At 69.3% G+C, this 17,119-nt stretch carries 15 protein-coding genes; 9 read left to right on the forward strand and 6 right to left on the reverse strand.

The genetic code is table 11. The features are described from left to right. Positions 1–42: 42 nt before the first annotated feature. Both AC3B6C_RS11620 and AC3B6C_RS11625 read left to right on the forward strand, forming a co-directional pair. Positions 43–765 carry a response regulator transcription factor gene (locus tag AC3B6C_RS11620; RefSeq protein WP_010844180.1) on the forward strand — a complete coding sequence of 241 codons (723 nt, stop codon included), beginning with the start codon at positions 43–45 and terminating at the stop codon, positions 763–765. Next, complete coding sequence (locus AC3B6C_RS11625; RefSeq protein ID WP_488358637.1) at positions 758–2,239, forward strand: sensor histidine kinase; 1,482 nt, start codon at positions 758–760, stop codon at positions 2,237–2,239. The genes AC3B6C_RS11620 and AC3B6C_RS11625 overlap by 8 nt, the downstream gene beginning before the upstream one ends. On the opposite strand, the gene AC3B6C_RS11630 is transcribed toward AC3B6C_RS11625, so the two are convergent. After that, on the reverse strand, positions 2,236–3,075 hold the full coding sequence (locus AC3B6C_RS11630; protein WP_010844182.1) for a hypothetical protein: 840 nt from the start codon (positions 3,073–3,075) through the stop codon (positions 2,236–2,238). The genes AC3B6C_RS11625 and AC3B6C_RS11630 overlap by 4 nt on opposite strands. A gap of 34 nt (positions 3,076–3,109) precedes the next feature. Beyond that, a complete protein-coding gene (locus tag AC3B6C_RS11635) occupies positions 3,110–4,210 on the reverse strand; it encodes a DNA adenine methylase (RefSeq protein ID WP_442902728.1) in 1,101 nt (366 codons plus the stop codon). 99 nt (positions 4,211–4,309) lie between these two features. Here AC3B6C_RS11635 and AC3B6C_RS11640 point away from each other — a divergent pair, with 99 nt between their 5' ends. Next, positions 4,310–4,735: an HIT family protein gene (locus AC3B6C_RS11640; RefSeq protein ID WP_010844184.1), complete on the forward strand. Its 426-nt coding sequence runs from the start codon at positions 4,310–4,312 to the stop codon at positions 4,733–4,735. A gap of 90 nt (positions 4,736–4,825) precedes the next feature. Here AC3B6C_RS11640 and AC3B6C_RS11645 read toward each other — a convergent pair whose 3' ends face one another. Continuing rightward, on the reverse strand, positions 4,826–6,946 hold the full coding sequence (locus AC3B6C_RS11645) for a RecQ family ATP-dependent DNA helicase (RefSeq protein WP_488376113.1): 2,121 nt from the start codon (positions 6,944–6,946) through the stop codon (positions 4,826–4,828). Positions 6,947–7,073: 127 nt separating this feature from the next. On the opposite strand from AC3B6C_RS11645, the gene AC3B6C_RS11650 reads away from it, so the two are divergent. The 3 genes from AC3B6C_RS11650 (at position 7,074) to purD (ending at position 11,788) form a co-directional block, all read left to right on the forward strand. Then, positions 7,074–8,339 (forward strand): bifunctional glycosyltransferase family 2/GtrA family protein, encoded by a 1,266-nt coding sequence (locus AC3B6C_RS11650; RefSeq protein ID WP_488376114.1) that lies wholly within the window; start codon positions 7,074–7,076, stop codon positions 8,337–8,339. Continuing rightward, a complete protein-coding gene (locus AC3B6C_RS11655) occupies positions 8,336–10,408 on the forward strand; it encodes a glycosyltransferase family 39 protein (protein ID WP_488376115.1) in 2,073 nt (690 codons plus the stop codon). The genes AC3B6C_RS11650 and AC3B6C_RS11655 overlap by 4 nt, the downstream gene beginning before the upstream one ends. Before the next feature lie 126 nt (positions 10,409–10,534). Continuing rightward, positions 10,535–11,788: a phosphoribosylamine--glycine ligase gene (gene purD / locus AC3B6C_RS11660; protein ID WP_488376116.1), complete on the forward strand. Its 1,254-nt coding sequence runs from the start codon at positions 10,535–10,537 to the stop codon at positions 11,786–11,788. A 12-nt stretch (positions 11,789–11,800) separates the two neighbouring features. Here the strand turns inward: purD and AC3B6C_RS11665 are convergent, their stop codons facing one another. The 3 genes from AC3B6C_RS11665 to AC3B6C_RS11675 form a co-directional block, all read right to left on the reverse strand. Continuing rightward, entirely contained in the window at positions 11,801–12,763 is a 963-nt protein-coding gene (locus AC3B6C_RS11665) for an alpha/beta hydrolase (RefSeq protein WP_488376117.1), read from the reverse strand. A 132-nt stretch (positions 12,764–12,895) separates the two neighbouring features. After that, positions 12,896–13,378 (reverse strand): nucleoside deaminase, encoded by a 483-nt coding sequence (locus AC3B6C_RS11670; protein ID WP_014925422.1) that lies wholly within the window; start codon positions 13,376–13,378, stop codon positions 12,896–12,898. Between the two features lie 69 nt (positions 13,379–13,447). Beyond that, on the reverse strand, positions 13,448–14,203 hold the full coding sequence (locus AC3B6C_RS11675; protein ID WP_055476790.1) for a DUF6882 domain-containing protein: 756 nt from the start codon (positions 14,201–14,203) through the stop codon (positions 13,448–13,450). 251 nt (positions 14,204–14,454) lie between these two features. Here AC3B6C_RS11675 and AC3B6C_RS11680 point away from each other — a divergent pair, with 251 nt between their 5' ends. The 3 genes from AC3B6C_RS11680 (at position 14,455) to purB (ending at position 17,067) form a co-directional block, all read left to right on the forward strand. After that, positions 14,455–15,048, forward strand: a complete 594-nt coding sequence (locus tag AC3B6C_RS11680; protein ID WP_193363251.1) for a TetR/AcrR family transcriptional regulator — start codon at positions 14,455–14,457, stop codon at positions 15,046–15,048. A 91-nt stretch (positions 15,049–15,139) separates the two neighbouring features. Further along, positions 15,140–15,541 carry a hypothetical protein gene (locus AC3B6C_RS11685; RefSeq protein ID WP_014925426.1) on the forward strand — a complete coding sequence of 134 codons (402 nt, stop codon included), beginning with the start codon at positions 15,140–15,142 and terminating at the stop codon, positions 15,539–15,541. Between the two features lie 98 nt (positions 15,542–15,639). Continuing rightward, the gene (purB, locus tag AC3B6C_RS11690) at positions 15,640–17,067 is read left to right on the forward strand and encodes an adenylosuccinate lyase (protein ID WP_055476789.1); all 1,428 of its coding nucleotides are present in this window, start codon (positions 15,640–15,642) and stop codon (positions 17,065–17,067) included. Positions 17,068–17,119: the final 52 nt, after the last annotated feature.

Raw genomic sequence — 17,119 nt, forward strand, 5'->3', positions numbered from 1 at the left:
TGCCTACAGTGAGATACCAGGGCGTCCTGGGAGTCTGATCGTGTGAGTGAAGCGGCGAATCAGAACGGCACGCGCGGCGCGAAGGTCCTCGTCGTCGACGACGAGGAGAACATCCGTCAGCTGTTGTCGGTGTCGCTGAAATTCCAGGGGTACGAGGTCGAGACCGCCGCCGACGGTCCGGCGGCTCTCGACAGGTGCCGCGCCGCCAAACCCGACGTCCTCGTCCTCGACGTGATGATGCCGGGCATGGACGGGTTCGGGCTCCTGCGCCGCCTGCGTGCCGACGGGGTGGAGGCACCCGCGCTGTTCCTGTCGGCGCGGGACACGGTGGAGGACAAGATCAACGGCCTGACCATCGGCGGCGATGACTACGTGACCAAACCGTTCAGCCTCGAAGAGGTCGTGGCCCGCCTGCAGGTGCTGTTGCGACGCAGCGGTTTCGACGATCAGCAGCGCGCGTCGTCGAAGATCACCTTCGCCGACATCGAACTCGACGACGAGACCCACGAGGTGTTCAAGGCGGGCGAGTTGGTTCCGCTCTCGCCGACGGAGTTCACCCTGCTGCGCTACTTCATGGTCAATGCGGGCACGGTGCTGTCCAAACCGCGCATCCTCGACCATGTCTGGAACTACGACTTCGGGGGAGAGGTGAACGTCGTCGAATCCTATGTGTCGTACCTGCGACGCAAACTGGACACCGGCGACAAGCGACTCATCCACACTCTCCGCGGAGTGGGTTACGTGATGCGAGAGCCCCGTGACTGATCGGGCGGTGGCCGGCACCGGTCGCGGGACGCGCAAGCGCGGTGTTCCGCTGCGGATCTCGCTGGTGGCCCTGACCGTGTTGCTCGTCGCCGTCGGGCTGCTCGCCTCCGGGATCGCGGTGACCTCGTCGATGCGTCAGGACCTCATCGCGCGCGCCGACGAGGGACTGACGAACGCGATACGCACGTGGGCCGAACCCCGTGGATTCCTCGGCGACGGACCCGGCCCGCCCGGACCGCGCCGGCCGCCGTCGCCCTATTACGTCGAGTCCATCGTCTACGGTCCCGGTGGGGTCTCGACCGACAATGTCTACAACCAGTTCGACGACGCCCCCGACCTCGACGGACTGGCCCGCGACAACGCCGGACCCGTGACCGTCCCGTCCGTCGACGGAGACGGCCCACAATGGCGGGTTATCAAGCGTAGCAACAGCTTCGGCAGATCCATCGTGGCCACGCCGATGTCCGACATCGACGACACGGTGAGCAGGCTGATCTGGCTGCAGATCGGGATCGGCGTGCTGGTCGTCCTGCTGATCGGGGTGCTGAGCTATGTCCTGGTGCGCACCGGTCTGCGTCCGCTCCGGCGGGTCGAGGAGACCGCGCACGAGATCGCGGAGGGGAACCTGACCCGGCGCGTCCCGCCGGCGCCGGCCAACACCGAGGTCGGCAGCCTGTCGGACTCGCTGAACCGGATGCTCGGGCAGATCCAGCACGCCTTCGCCTCGACCGCCGCATCCGAACAGCAGGCGCGCGCCTCCGAGGAGCGGATGCGACGCTTCGTCGCCGACGCCAGCCACGAATTGCGGACACCGCTCACGTCCATCAAGGGCTTCGCCGAACTCTATTCACAGCACGGCGTTGCCGATGTCCCCGATCTTCCCGATGTCACCGATGCGATGCGACGCATCGACGACGAGGCCGGCCGGATGAACCTGCTGGTGGAGGACCTGCTGATGCTCGCGCGACTCGATGCCGCGCGTCCTGTCGATTCCGCGCCCGTGGACCTGCTCGGCCTGGCCGCCGACGCCGTGCAGAGCGCACGGGCCGCCGCGCCCGATCGTGAGATCCGACTCGACGTCGTCGCGGGCGATCGTCCGCCGGTGGTCCTCGGCGACGGGCCGCGTCTGGTGCAGGTGCTGCGCAACCTCATCGGCAACGCCGTGAACCACACGCCGACCGACGCCTCGATCACGGTCGGGGTGACCGTCGACGACCGTCCGGACACCGGCGAGGCGGTGCTGACCGTCACCGACACCGGCCCGGGACTCACGGCGGAGGATGCCGAGCACGTCTTCGAGCGGTTCTACCGCGGTGACTCCTCGCGGCACCGCGGCGACGGCGGTGGTAGCGGTCTGGGTCTGTCGATCGTCGCCGCCCTGGTGGCCGCGCACGGCGGGCGCGTGGGCGTCGACACGAGTCCTGGTGCGGGAGCGTCGTTCTGGGTGAGGCTGCCGCTCGCCGACGTCGACTAGATCAACCGCCGGAGCTTCGCGAAGTCGGTGACGTCGTCGCGGAACCGGTCGAGTCCGACGAGTGTGTACATCCCGTCGATCTGGCGTGTCACCCACAGCTGGTGGATGCGGCGCAGGTCCGACTGCCGTGACTTCCAGCCGATCCCGTCGATCACCGCGAGAACCAGCTGGGTCGGCAACCGCACCTCGGCCATCTCCTCGATCTCGCGAACCGCGTCGGTGAGTTTGGAGCCGGTCGAGTCGAAACCCTTCGCCGCCACCACGATGTCGGCCGACGACGGGTCGCCGACGATCAGGTCGGCGGGCGCGGTCCGCCCGTTGCGTCCCGCGAACCGCGACCGGGTGACGTAGTCGAGTCCGATGTCGCGGGCGATGTCCTCGATCTCGTCCTCGATACGCCGACCCGACGCTCCCGCGCGCGTGGCGGTGGCGCGGGTGCCGGCGCGCGCCACGAGGATGTCGGCGAAGGTGAACGTGCGCGACAACTGGGTGCGCAGCATGCGGACGAGGTCGAACTCGGTGTCGAGCCAGGTCACCAGCTCGACCGGCTGCGCCCGTGCCAGCGCGTGCCAGCCGCTGGTGTCGAACCGGTCGCGCAGCGCGTTCTTCAGCTTCTCCTGGGACAGCCCGACCGCGAGGCCGAGGACGGGGACGTCTGTGGGGTTGTCCCTCACCCAGGCCGCGAGACCCGCGATGTCGGTGTCGAGGAGTTCGCCGAGGCGCGCGGTGGCCTGGGTGATCCGCTCTGCCTCCGGCGTCGACGCCGTCGGGTCCACATGAGAGGTCAACCGTCCCAACGATGTCAGGTAGTCGTCGAAGTCGCCCGCGGTGCTCATGTGTGTCGCCGTGTCGTCAGTGGGTATCCGCCGGTCAGTCCCGGCCGATGAAGAGGTACTCGCTGACGTCGCGGCGCGTCGCGGCCGCGTGGGTGCCGAAACTGTACTTGTGGTCGATCGCGATGACCTCCACCGACGGCTTGACCTTCCCGAGCAGGTCGACGATCCGATCCTTGCCGGGCAACGCATTCGACGAGTACGACAGCACGATCGCGCCGGCGCCCTCGAAATGCTCGAAGGTGCGCAGGAGGGCGTCCTCGATGGTCCGCTTGTAGGCGAACGGGGTGAAGCGTTTCGGCAGCTTCTTGGTCTTGGTGTTCTCCATGATGCTCATGCCGCGCCAGTAGGCCGACAATCCCTCGAGGAAGTGATACCGCTTGATGTAGTCGTTGTCGTCGGTCGGGGGCGCGTACGGAGGGTCGAGGTAGACCAGATCCGGCGGTTCGGACCACGGCAGTTCGAGGTCGAAGATGTCGCCTTGGACGCTGCGGCTGCTGCGCGCATTGCTGAACACCGTGGCGTTGTAGTCCCCGGCGGCTCGGAGACGGAAGTGGTCGCGCAAGGACATGGTCAGATCGCGCCGGCCGTCGGCGTACCGCGTCGAGTCGGTGAAGGTGAACACGCCCCGCGGTTGCTTGCGTGCGGCCGAGAGCACCAGGGCGGCGATCGCGAGGTCGCGGCGGTACCCGCGCAGAAGGTCGACGTGCGACCACGCCGAGTCGAGGAAGGCCCGGTCCTCGGGGGTGAAGTACAGGCCGTCGAAGGTCCGTGAGATGTAGTCGCGATCGTCGGCGGCGGGACCGCAGATCGCCTCGATCAGTTCGGGCTCCAGCCGGACACTCGAATTGGCCACCGACGCGCGGGTGATGATGTGCGGGAAGTTGAGGAAGTCGTTGCTGACGACCTCGAAGCCCTGCGCCTTCAGCAGGTAGGACACGACTCCGGAACCGGAGAACGCATCGACCGCGGTGGACCCGCCGATCTCGGCGAAGGTGCGTTCGAGATGGGGCAGCAGACGGTACTTCGACCCCATGTACCGAAGACGCGGGAACCGTTGGGCGCGGGCCAGGACGTCGCTGGATCCGACGACGGATCGGGGGGTTCGTCCCGCCCCGGATGACTCTGGCCCACTCACACCGAAAGGATGTCATGGAACCCCGACACTTTCGCCGACGACACCCGCCGTGGCCGTGGGGGTCATCTGTCTCCGAGGCACACCACTAGACTCGCGCCCATGGCATCGGTCTTCAGCATGATCATCAACGGCGATCTCCCCGGCCGGTTCGTCTGGAAGGACGGCGAGGCGGTCGCGTTCCTCACCATCGAACCGGTCACGCCCGGTCACGTCCTGGTGGTTCCCCGTGCCGAGGTCGATCACTGGGAGCAGATGGACACCGCCGCGTTCGCACATCTCAGTGCGGTCGCGCAGAACGTGGGACGCGCGGTCAAGGACGCCTTCGACGCTCCCCGGATGGGTCTGCTCATCGCCGGCCTCGAAGTGCCACACGTGCACGTCCACGTCTTCCCGGCGCTGTCGATGCAGACCTTCGACCTCGCCAACGCGAACAAGAACCCCCGTCCCGAGGACCTCGACGCCGCGGCCGAGAAGATCCGCGCGAGCCTGCGTTCCCTCGGCTACGGCGAGTACGTCGCCGACTGACCCCACCGTCTGCAAACCCACCACTTTTCGGCAAACCCACACCCCTGCGAGGGGGTGGGTTTGCCGAAAAAGGGTGGGTTTGCGGAGAGCTCACACCGTCCGGTGGATCAGCAGGGGTAACACCGCGGTCGCGCCCGCTTCGCGGAGGGCTGCGGCGGCCAGGGTGATCGGCCAGCCCGAGCTGTTGGCGTCGACCACGAGCATCACGTTGCGGCCCGCGACGTCGGGCGGGTCGCCGAGATGGTCCCGCCAGTAGGCGGCTTCGACGGCCCCGGTCGCGTCGGCGGGTGGGTCACCCATGCGCACGGGGAAACTGCCGCCGTCGCGTTTTCCGACCTTCCGCAGGTGTTGGGCCAGAGTCTCGGCGAGTGCGGTGCCGGTCAGGCGTAGTGACACGATGACGTCGGCGCGGATACCGGTGTCGCGCACCCACGCGGACAGTGTCGCGACCGCGGCGTCGCCCAACTCGGCCACCGCTCGCTCGTTACCGTTGCGGGCGGCGGCGAGCACCTCGACCCACTCCGGGGCGTCGGCGTGGGCCAGGACGCGCCCCGGCGCGGCGAGCAGGTCTGCGGGAATTCTTCCGCGACGGCCGAATTCGCCGCCCGGCCACATCTTGCGCGGATCCAGGGTCTGCGCCTTGCGGCGGAGCGTCGACGTGACGGTGCGGACGGTCTCGTCGTCGACGGTGTCGGTGAGTCCGTCGCTGAGCGCGCCGCGGCAGACCGAGCATCGCCCGCAGTCCGCGGCCTGGGGATCGTCGAGCGATTCGGTCAGGAGCCGCATCAAGCAGGTGCGCCCCGCGATGTAGGCGCGCATGATGTCGGCCTCCCGGCGGCGTACGGCGAGAATGCCGTCGTAGTGCGCGGCGTCGTAGGTCCAGGGCTTGCCGGTGACGACCCACCCGTCGGGGGTCCGGTCGGTGACGCCGTCCACGGCCAGTTGCTTGAGCATCAATTCGATCCGTGTACGACGGAACCGGGTTGCGGCCTCGAGCTGCACCACCGACTGCGGCTCGTCCGCGGCGTCCAGGGCGCTGAGGAGGTCACGCATCTTGTCCGGGTCGGGGATCGTCGCGGTCGCGAAGTGATCCCAGATCCGGTCGTCGGTCTGCGACGCCAGGAGCATGACGACGGCATCGTCGAGGGCGCGCCCGGCACGACCGACCTGCTGGTAGTAGGAGACCGGCGACGGTGGTGACCCGACATGCACCACGAAGCCGAGATCGGGTTTGTCATAACCCATTCCGAGTGCCGACGTCGCGACCAGCGCCTTGACCTCGTTGCGCAGCAGTGCGTCCTCTAGTTCGTGGCGACGGTCGGCGTCGAGCTGGCCGGTGTAGGCGGCCACCTTGACCGCGTCGCCGTGGACGGCTCGGATGGCCTCGACCAGACGGTCGGCGTCGGCGACGGTCAGCACGTACACGATGCCCGAGCCCGGGAGGGCGGGCAGCGACTGCGCCACCCAGCCGTACCGCTGGACCGGCGAGAGTCCGTCGATGACGTTGAGGTGCAGCGACTTCCGTGCGAGCGGCCCGCGGAGGACCAGGGTCGGCTCGCCGGCGGTGCCGGCATCGAGCTGGGCGGCGACGTCGGCGGTGACACGCGCGTTGGCGGTGGCGGTGGTGGCCAGCACCGGCGTGGTCGGGTTGACGGTGCGCAGCACGTCCGCCACGCGGCGGTAGTCCGGACGGAAATCGTGACCCCAGTCGGAGACCGCGTGCGCCTCGTCGATGACGAGCAGACCCAGGTTGCCGGCGAGGGCGTCCAGGACTCGGCGGCCGAAGCCCGGATTGGCGAGCCGTTCGGGTGACACGAGCAGGACGTCGAGGTCGCCGGCCCGCAGCTGCGCCTCGATCGTCGACCACTCGTCGACGTTCGACGAGTTGAGCGTGGCCGCCGACAACCCGCCGCGGGCGGCTGCCGAGACCTGGTCGCGCATGAGGGACAGCAGCGGCGACACGATGAGGGTCGGCCCACCGCCACCGGCCCGGATGATCGCGGTCGCCGACCAGTAGACCGCCGACTTGCCCCATCCCGTCGCCTGGACCACCAGGACCCGCGCGCCGCGCTCGGCGGGGTCGACGGGGCGGCCGGCCAGCGCGGTCACGGCCCGGAGCTGATCCTCACGCAGCGCGGCACCCTCACCGGCCAGGCTGGTGATGACGCGGTTGGCGGCGGTCAGCTGATCCGGGGCGAGGGTTGCGGGCATGTGCCCAATGTAGTTGCGGCCTCGGACACGCCCCCGGTGTCCGTCCACACGCCCCGGTCAGGCGTTCACAGGAACCCGGCAGCTCGCACGCAGGGTGACGCGAGGCTGGGAGCCCACTGTGGTCCGCATGATCCCAGAAGCACCGCCGGGCACCACCGCGCAGATGTACACACTCACCGACACCTCCACGCCGAATCCGGTACTCGACATCGTCGTACCCGTTCACAACGAACAGGCCGACATCGCGACGTCGGTGCGTCGCCTCGCCGATCACCTGCGTCTGCACGTGCCTTACGCCTCGCGCATCACCATCGCCGACAACGCCAGCACCGACGACACCCTCGCCATCGCCGTCGCACTGGCGGGTGAGCTCGACGGCATGCGCGTCGTCCATCTGGAGCAGAAGGGACGCGGTCGCGCGCTGAGCGCGGTGTGGCAGCACAGCGATGCCGAGATCGTCGCCTACTGCGACGTCGACCTGTCGACCGATCTCAACGCCCTCATGCCGCTCATCGCCCCTCTCGTCTCACGGCATTCCGACATCGCGATCGGCACGCGCCTCAGCCGGTCCGCGCGCGTCGTCCGGGGACCCAAGCGCGAGTTCATCTCCCGCTCGTACAACCTGATGTTGCGTACCGCGATGGGGGCCAGGTTCTCCGACGCCCAGTGCGGGTTCAAGGCCATGCGGACCGACATCGCGCGCGAGCTGCTGCCGTTCGTCGCCGACACCGGCTGGTTCTTCGACACCGAACTCCTGGTCCTCGCCGAGCAGATCGGTCTGCGTATCGCGGAGGTGCCGGTGGACTGGGTCGACGACCCCGACAGCACCGTCGACATCGTGGCGACCGCGATCGCCGACCTCAAAGGTTGCGCGCGCGTGGGTCTCGCGCTGGCGATGGGTCGGTTGCCGATCGCTGAACTGCGCGAGTCCATCGGCCGGGACCGGGCCGCGGGACCGCAGCTCGACGGGGTGCCGACGGGCTTGGTCGGGCAGCTGGCGCGTTTCTGCGTGGTGGGCGTCGCCTCGACGCTGGCCTACGCGGTACTGTTCCTGGCCCTCCACTCCTTCCTCGGCGCCCAGATCTCGAATGTGGTCGCCCTGGCGATCACCGCCATCCTCAACACCGCCGCCAACCGGCGGTTCAGCTTCGGCATCCGCGGCCGTGACAACGCATTGCGCCATCAGCTCTTCGGTCTGGGCGTCTTCCTCTTCGGCTGGCTGGTCACCTCGGGTGCACTGCTCGTGCTCCACACCGTCGCTCCCGACGCGACCAAACACGTCGAACTCATGATCCTGGTGACCGCGAACCTGGTGGCCACGCTCACCCGGTTCATCGGTCTCCGCTGGGTGTTCCGCAAGGCGGCCGCCGACCGCACGGAGGTCGCCGCATGAGCACCACCCTCGTTCCACCGTCGAATTCCGTTGCACCCGAGAATCCCCCGGGAATCACAGGTCCGGCCTCCGGAAACACACGCTGGGAACGTCTCTCGCTGGCGCTGCTGCTGATCGGCACCACGGTCGGCTACCTGTGGAACCTGTCGATCAACGGATGGGCCAACTCCTTCTACTCGGCGGCCATTCAAGCCGGCTCGCAGTCGTGGAAGGCCTGGTTCTTCGGGTCCTCGGACATGGCGAACTCCATCACTGTCGACAAACCACCTGCCTCGCTGTGGATTCCGGGTCTCAGCGCGCGGATCTTCGGGGTGAACTCGTGGTCCATCCTGGTGCCCGAGGCGCTGATGGGCGTCGCCTCGGTGGCGCTGCTCTACCTGATCACCCGGAAGTACCTCGGCCACTGGGCCGGCATCCTCGCGGGAGCGATCCTCGCGGTGACACCGGTCGCGGCGATGATGTTCCGGTTCGACAATCCCGAGGCGCTGCTCATCCTGCTGATGATCGCGGCCGTCTGGTCGATGATGAAGGGGCTCGAGGACGGTCGCTGGCGGTGGCTGATCCTGACCGGGGTGTTCGTCGGATTCGGCTTCCTCACCAAACAGCTCCAGGTCATGCTGATCGTGCCGCCGCTGGCGGTCACCTACCTCGCCTTCGGCCCACGCGGGTGGTTGCGCCGGGTCGGGCAGCTGTTCGCCGCGCTGGGCGCGATGATCGTCAGTGCGGGCTGGTGGATTCTGGCGGTCGAGCTGTGGCCCGCGTCGTCGCGCCCGTACATCGGTGGCTCGCAGAACAACTCGATCCTCGAACTGACCCTCGGTTACAACGGCCTCGGCCGGCTCAACGGCAACGAGACCGGTGCCGTCGTGCCCGGTGGTGGCGGAAACGCCATGGAGGGCATGGGCGGTGGCATGGGTGGTCCCGGCGGCGGTGGCGGTGGCGCATGGGGTGAGACCGGCTGGCTGCGGATGTTCGAACCCGCGCAGGGCGGTCAGATCGCCTGGCTCATCCCGACGGGACTGCTTCTCGCCGTCGTGGCGCTCGTGCTCATCGGGAGGGCCCGGCGTACCGACCCGCGGCGTGCGTATCTGGTCGTCTGGGCGCTCTGGCTGCTTGTCACGATGGGTGTTTTCAGCTTCATGGCCGGGATCTTCCACCAGTACTACACCGCGGCACTGGCTCCCGCGGTCGCCGCGGTGGTCGCCGGTGGCGCCGCGGTGTGCTGGTCGCGCCGGGACCGGTTGTGGGTGCGGATCGCGCTGGGGATTTCAGTTGCGATAGCCGCGATCTGGGGCCATGTCCTGCTGGGCCGCACTCCCGACTTCGTGCCGTGGCTCCGGTTCGCCGTCCTCCTCGTCGGGCTCGCCGCGGCGGTGGCCATGGTCTTCGCCCGGCGTCGGAGCATCGCGGCCGCAGCCCTCGTCGGGGCCGTCATTGCCGGTCTGGCCGGCCCGGTGGCCTACACCGTGGACACCATCGCGACCGAGAGGAGCGGATCCATCATCACCGCCGGACCCCGGGTCGACGGCGAGTTCGGCCCCGGTGGACAGGGCGGCCCCGGTGGACGGGGAGGCCCGGGTGGACCTGCAGGTCGGGGCATGCCCGCGATGCCTCCGCAGGGCATGGGTGGTCCGGGCGGCCAGGGGATGCCCGGCATGACCCAGCAGGGCGCGGACGGTCGTGGCGGTGGGGGACTGCTGCGCGGGTCGACCCCCTCGGCGGCCGTCGTCGACACACTGAGTGCCGACGCCGGCGACTACACCTGGGTCGCCGCTGCCGTCGGATCGATGTCGGCCTCCGGGTACCAGCTCGAGACCGGCCACTCGGTGATGCCGATCGGCGGGTTCAACGGAAGCGACCCGTCGCCGACGCTCGCGGAATTCCAAGAGCTCGTCGCCGCGAAGGAGATCCACTACTTCGTCGGCGGCTCGGGTCCCGGCATGGGTGGTGGCATGGGCGGGAACTCGACCCAACCGTCGTCGCAGATCAGCACCTGGGTGCAGGAGAACTTCACCGCCGTCACCGTCGACGGCGTGACCATGTACGACCTCACCATGCCCACGAGCTGACCGGCTCGCTCACCGGCGAACGGCAGCAGGCGTCGTGCCCCGACGCCTGCTGCCCGTCGGCGTCCCGCTGTCCGGCGTCGACGACCGTTCGGTCGGCCCCGGGGAGCGACCGTTAGAGTCGTGGACGTGCGCGTACTCGTGATCGGCTCGGGCGGCCGCGAACATGCCCTCCTCATCGGTCTCCGGAACGATCCGGCGGTCACCGACCTGCACGTCGCCCCCGGTAACGCCGGCACCTCGTCGATCGCCACGAACCATCCCGTCGACGCCGTCTCCGGCGACGCGGTCGTCGCCCTGGCGCGTGAGATCGACGCCGACCTCGTGGTCATCGGTCCCGAGGTACCTCTGGTCCTCGGCGTCGCCGACGCACTAAGGGCCGACGGGATCGCCACCTTCGGCCCGAGTGCGCAGGCCGCACAGATCGAGGGGTCCAAGGCGTTCGCCAAGGACGTGATGGCGGCTGCGGGGGTCAAAACCGCCCATGCGGAGATCGTCGACAACCCCGCTCGACTCGACGCCGCTCTCGATCGTTTCGGACCCACCTGGGTCGTCAAGGACGACGGCCTCGCGGCCGGCAAGGGCGTCGTCGTCACCGAAAACCGCGTCATCGCCCGCGACCACGCCGCCGAGTGCCTCGAGAGCGGGCACCCGGTCCTGCTGGAGAGCTTCCTCGACGGGCCGGAGGTGTCGCTGTTCTGCCTCGTCGACGGCGAGACCGTGGTGCCGTTGCTCCCCGCGCAGGACCACAAGCGGGTCGGCGACAACGACGCCGGACCGAACACCGGCGGCATGGGCGCCTACACGCCGCTGCCCTGGTTGCCCGCCGAGATGACCGCGCGCATCGTCGACGAGGTCGTGAAACCCGTTGCCGCCGAGATGGTTCGACGCGGAATCCCGTTCTCCGGTCTGCTGTACGCGGGCCTGGCGATCGGGTCGGACGGACCCGCCGTCGTCGAATTCAACTGCCGCTTCGGCGATCCGGAGACCCAGGCCGTGCTGGCTCTGCTCGAATCCCCACTCGGACAGGCGTTGCACGCGACCGCGACCGGTACCCTCGCCGATCTGCCGCCCCTGCAGTGGCGCGACGGCGCCGCGGTCACCGTGGTGGTCGCGGCGGAGAACTACCCCGGCAAGCCGCGGACCGGCGACATCATCACCGGTGCCGACGCCGACGGGGTGCTGCACGCCGGCACCGCGCTCAACGACGATGGCGCCGTCGTCTCCTCCGGCGGACGGGTTCTCGCCGTGGTGGGCACCGGCGCCGACCTCGCCGAGGCCCGCGAGCAGGCCTACGCGCGCATCGCGAACATCAAGCTCCCCGGTTCCCACTTCCGCAGCGACATCGGCCGCAACGCCCTCGAGGGCCGGATCAGCATCTGAGCGAAACCCGGGTCAGACAGCCAGGTTGCGCCCGAGGAACTCGACCTGCTCGGGCAGGACGCTGCGCCAGTAGCGGTTGGTGTGCCCCCCGGCCGCGGTCCCGAAGGCGGCGGGCGGGCGGAGACCGGCGGCCCACTGGCGCGTGTAGGTGTAGAACTGGTCGCTCGAGCCGATGTTGATCAGCAGCGGGATCTTCGCGAACTTCGGCTGGGCGCCGAACAGCGAGTTGGCCTGATAGTCGGCGATGCCGTCGAAGGCGCGTGGCGGGAAGTTGCGCGGGTCGGCCCACATCGCGGGGGAGCTGACCGCCACCGCGGCGACGCGCGGCGACCCCAGCATCGCGGCCAGGCGCAGCGCGCCGTAGCCGCCCATCGACCAGCCGAAGAGCCCGATCCGCTCGGTCGACAGATCCAGGTCGGGGTTGCCGGCCAGCATCGGCAGGAATTCGTCGAGGATCATGGCGCCGCCGTCGGTGCCGTCGGTGCGCCGGTGGTAGTAATTGCGGCCGATGTCGGCGGCGGCGAGGGCGAACGGCGCGTTTCCGGCCTCGACGTACTGCTGCATCACCGTCTGCATCTCGAGCTTCGGTCCGAAGATCGATTTCTCGTTGGTGTTCAGCGCGTGCAGGACGACGACGACGGGGAGCCTGCCCGTGACCCCGTTCGGCCGGGCGACAGCCCAGCGGGTGTCGCGGCCGCCCATCCGAGTGGACCGGAAGCTGCCCGTGATCAGCGGCGGACCCCCGGTGACCGGCGGCGGCGAGGCCTCGACCGGCAGTTCGTCGTCGGCCCGGCCCTCCAGGTTGCGTGGCTGCACGGACGTCGGCGGGGTCGAGCTCGAGCACGCGGCGACCCCGAGCGCGGCGGCGCCGAGTCCGGCCGCCAGGACAGCACGACGACCGACGAGGGCGCGGCGGGTCTCGTCGGGACTGCTGCGGTCGTCGGGATCGCTGGTGGGTGGCGGCACTCGGGTCATCGAGTCAACAGGGTAATGGCCGACCCCCGTCTCGCGGCAACGGATCGGCGCCCGCCGCGCGCCGATGTGAGGAATCTGTCTCGTCCGCGGCGCGTACGACGGTCGTTCGCAGGACAGCGACCGCCGCAGATCTCAACCGTGTTGCCAGAATCCGGCATGGACCTCGCGTGCCGCGTCGAGGGCGACCGGACCACGGACGACGATCGGCCGGCTGCCTGCGTCGAAGATCCGGCGGCACGGCATCGCCAGTGTCGGATTCGCGGGGTCGTCGCCGGTCATCTCCCGCAGGTCGTCCTCGCCGAGTGCATAGACGACGGTGCCGATCCCGGCCCAGTAGATCGCTCCCGAGCACATGGCGCACGGTTCGGTGCTGGTGTACAGCGTCAGCTCGGCCCGGGTCGCGAGGTCGAGGTGCCCCACCGCCCGCACGACGTTGGTCTCGGCGTGCCCGGTCGGGTCACCCGCGGTGTCGACGGAGTTCATGCCTTCGGCCACGACGCCGCCGTCCGGCGCCACCAGAAGAGAGCCGAACGGATGATCCCCGCGGGCGCGGGCCTGGGCGGCGAGCTCGATCGCACGCCGGAGATGGATGTCGTCACGATCGTCGGGGGACATGTCCCCGATGGTCGCACGGTTCGCCACCGGCGACGCGGTCGGAGGACAGGGGCGGAGAAAGCCGCGGGGTCAGGCCTGCCCGACGAGTTCACAGCTGAAGTCGACGGGCCGCGCGCGTCGGTCGAACTCGACGTGTGCCACCGACTCGCCATCAGTGACGTCGCAGATCGGCGACCGCCCGCCGTCGGAACCGGTCCGCCAGCTGATGTGCCAGCCGCGCCGCGCGGCCATCCCGTGGATCGCCACCCGATGATCGTTGACCGCAAGAGATCTCATCACCGTCGGCATCGTCGTGGCGAAGTCGGCGAAGCTCGGTTCGGGGAGTGCGACGTCGTCGAGGAGGTACACCGCGAGTTCCCCGTCGTCGAGTCGTGCCGTCCAGTACGGACTGATCCCGGTGCTCTCGACCGCGGCCGCGGCCACGATGTCGATCGCCTGCGTCCGGTAGCCGGTGATCTGATCGCGGGACAGGTTGGGCGGCAACGGCACCCGGGGAACGGCGAAGTCGTCGACGCCGAATCGGGCACCGACGTCCCGTAGCGCGGATGCGGGACCGGACGGTTCGCCGCGGGGATGAGCCCAGCCCCACACGATCGCGTCCGTCTCGATCACCGCGATCAGGATGGCCCGCGAACGGAACGGATCGTGCTGGCCGTCCTGGCCGGGAGGGGATGTCGAGGTGAAGACGACGGCCCGCTCCGCCGGGTCGCAGCGCGCCTCGAAGTTCCCCAGCCGCTCGCGGAGGAAACCGGCGAACGCGACCTGTCGCAGACAGGTGTAGAGCGCCGCGTAATCGGCGACAGCGTGGAGGCCGTCGAACTGCATGCGCTCACGGTAACCGCGGGCATGGGCGTCGTACCCCGGTGTCCGATGTCCGACTGACGAGGCCGCCGGACCGCAGCCGGGAGCGTAGTGAGCGGGCGGCGTCGGTCCGCGCCGGGAGCACAGCGAGCGGGCGGCGTCGAATAGGACGTTCCTGGAGGTCAGCGGACTTATACGGGAATCCTCCTGCGCGTGCGCCGCTTTCGTGAAAGCGATACGACGGTACCGACCCTTTGGCAGCATGAACATCCATGATGACCTCGGCAGCGACACCGAAGGGTGCGCGGCGGCGGTCTCGATTGATCGAGGCTGCCGGTGAGCTGTTGCTCGAAGGCGGCTTCGACGCCGTGCGTCATCGTGCGGTGGCCGAGCGCGCGCAGCTCCCGTTGGCGTCGACGACCTACTACTTCGGCTCGCTCGACGACCTGATGGCCGAGGCCGCGGCCAACCTGTGTGCGCACGACGAGGCCGCAGTCTCCGCGCGCTGCAACGCTCTTCCGCGACGGCACCGGGGGAGCGCGGCGACGGCGGGCGTGCTCGCCGACGTCTTCGTCGGCTCCGACACCACCCTCCAGCAGCTGTCCGCGCGATACGAGATGATCGCGCTCGCGGCGCGCCACCCCCTCCTGCGCGACGTCGTCGCCGCGCGGGGACAGTCGCTGGCCCTCCATCACTGCGAGGTGCTGGTCAAATCCCACCGTGTCGCCGACCCCGTGCACATCGCGCAACTGATCGGCATCGAGGACGGTGCCATCGTCGGCGCACTCAGCCAGACCGCGGTGCGGCCCGTCGACGCCGTGCGCGACGCACTGCTCGACATCGTCGACGTCCTCGCCCCTCGGGAGTGACCCGCGAGGGCGAACCTCGTGAATCGGCCGCGTGGTCCGCGTGACGATGACACGATGGAGCGTCAGGTCACCAAACGGGGAAGGGGATCGTGTGTCGGGACGACGGTGGATTCTGGGGATCGGAGCCGCGCTCGGCGCGGCGGTGATGAGCACGACCGCACTGCTGGCCCCGTCGGCGCAGGCGGCGCCGGCCGGCCGGGTCGATGCGTCGGTCCCGCTCTCCTCGGCGGTGTACGGCACCGGCTGCACGTATCCGCTGACGGTCGCGGTCAACTCGTCCGGTTGGGTCGAGTTCTTCGAGGTCAAGGCGGGCCTGCCACCGCGCTTCGTGGGACGCGACCTGCCCCAGGGCGCGCTCGCCTCGACCACCTGGGTCCCGCACCGCATCGGCGACAAGTACCTGTATGCCGTGCAGAACGGGAAGGTCTCGCAGCCGACGTTCGTCCGCGTGCGGCAGGGATACGGCTCCAACGGGGCGTGCTTCGCCTTCTGAGGCCGACGGTGGTCCCCCCGCAGGTGGACCGCAAGTAGATGGCAGGTGGACCGAACAGGGGTTTCGGTTTGTCTCCGGCGGCAACCTACACTGGGCGGGTGTCGAAGCCCGCCATCGCCAACGTCCTGGCCAGCCGCTATGCCTCCGCCGACCTCGCCGAGCTGTGGTCGGCGACCACCAAGATCGAACTCGAACGGCGACTGTGGATCGCGGTGCTCAAGGCTCAGCGCGACCTCGGCATCGACGTACCGGCGGACGCCATCGCGGATTACGAGCGCGTCGTCGACCAGGTCGACCTCGCGTCGATCGCCGACCGTGAACGCGTCACCCGCCACGACGTGAAGGCCCGGATCGAGGAGTTCAACGCCCTGGCCGGTCACGAGCAGATCCACAAGGGCATGACCAGCCGGGATCTCACCGAGAACGTCGAGCAGCTGCAGATCCTGCGGTCACTCGAGCATGTCCACGCGCACGGGGTCGCGGTGCTGGCCCGCATCGTCGCCCTGGCGGCCGACTACTCCTCGACGGTCATGGCCGGGCGCAGTCACAACGTCGCCGCCCAGGCGACCACCCTCGGCAAGCGGTTCGCCTCGGCGGCCGACGAACTCATGATCGCGCTGACCCGGCTGCGCGAGCTCATCGATCGCTATCCACTGCGCGGTATCAAGGGTCCGATGGGCACCTCGCAGGACATGCTCGACCTGCTCGGCGGCGACGCCACCAAACTCGCCGACCTCGAGGACCGCGTCGCCGCCCATCTCGGGTTCGCGCGCTCGTTCACCTCGGTCGGCCAGATCTACCCTCGTTCGCTCGACCACGATGTGGTCTCGGCTCTCGTGCAGATGGCCGCGGCGCCGTCGTCGCTGGCCCACACCATCCGATTGATGGCCGGCCACGAGCTCGTGACCGAGGGCTTCCAGCCCGGCCAGGTCGGCAGCTCGGCGATGCCGCACAAGATGAACACCCGCAGCTGTGAGCGCGTCAACGGGCTCGCCGTCGTGCTCCGGGGTTACGGCTCGATGGCCGCGGAACTGGCCGGCGCGCAATGGAACGAGGGCGACGTCTTCTGCTCGGTGGTGCGCCGCGTGGCCCTGCCCGACGCCTTCTTCGCGATCGACGGACTGATGGAGACCTTCCTGACCGTTCTCGCCGAGTTCGGCGCCTACCCGGCGGTGATCGCCAACGAACTCGACCGGTACCTGCCGTTCCTGGCGACCACGAAGGTCCTGATGGCCGCGGTCCGCGCCGGTGTCGGCCGGGAGACCGCGCACGAGGCGATCAAGGAGAACGCCGTCGCCGTCGCACTGGCCATGCGAGAGGAAGGGCGGGAACCCGACCTGCTCGACCGGCTCGCCGCCGACGATCGTCTTCCGCTCGACCGGGCCCAGCTCGACGAGCTGCTGGCCGACAAGACCGCCTTCGTGGGTGCCGCCGAGCAGCAGGTCGCCGATGTGATCGCGGCCGCGGAGAAGATCATCGGGCAGTACCCGGACGCCGCGGGTTACACGCCGGCGCCGATTCTCTAGTACGTCTGTAGACCCTTCGTGACGCCCCTCCGCAAGCTCCGGGGCTCCTCAG

The sequence above is a fragment of the Gordonia sp. 11cp genome (assembly GCF_057767225.1).

Bases quoted from the DNA above. Each gene is read 5' to 3' on its own strand.
- AC3B6C_RS11680 (WP_193363251.1), top strand. From the start codon at position 14,455: ATGACCTCGGCAGCGACACCGAAGGGTGCGCGGCGGCGGTCTCGATTG.
- AC3B6C_RS11675 (WP_055476790.1), bottom strand. From the start codon at position 14,203: ATGCAGTTCGACGGCCTCCACGCTGTCGCCGATTACGCGGCGCTCTAC.
- AC3B6C_RS11655 (WP_488376115.1), top strand. From the start codon at position 8,336: ATGAGCACCACCCTCGTTCCACCGTCGAATTCCGTTGCACCCGAGAAT.
- AC3B6C_RS11630 (WP_010844182.1), bottom strand. From the start codon at position 3,075: ATGAGCACCGCGGGCGACTTCGACGACTACCTGACATCGTTGGGACGG.
- AC3B6C_RS11645 (WP_488376113.1), bottom strand. From the start codon at position 6,946: ATGCCCGCAACCCTCGCCCCGGATCAGCTGACCGCCGCCAACCGCGTC.
- AC3B6C_RS11665 (WP_488376117.1), bottom strand. From the start codon at position 12,763: ATGACCCGAGTGCCGCCACCCACCAGCGATCCCGACGACCGCAGCAGT.
- AC3B6C_RS11650 (WP_488376114.1), top strand. From the start codon at position 7,074: ATGATCCCAGAAGCACCGCCGGGCACCACCGCGCAGATGTACACACTC.
- AC3B6C_RS11640 (WP_010844184.1), top strand. From the start codon at position 4,310: ATGGCATCGGTCTTCAGCATGATCATCAACGGCGATCTCCCCGGCCGG.
- AC3B6C_RS11670 (WP_014925422.1), bottom strand. From the start codon at position 13,378: ATGTCCCCCGACGATCGTGACGACATCCATCTCCGGCGTGCGATCGAG.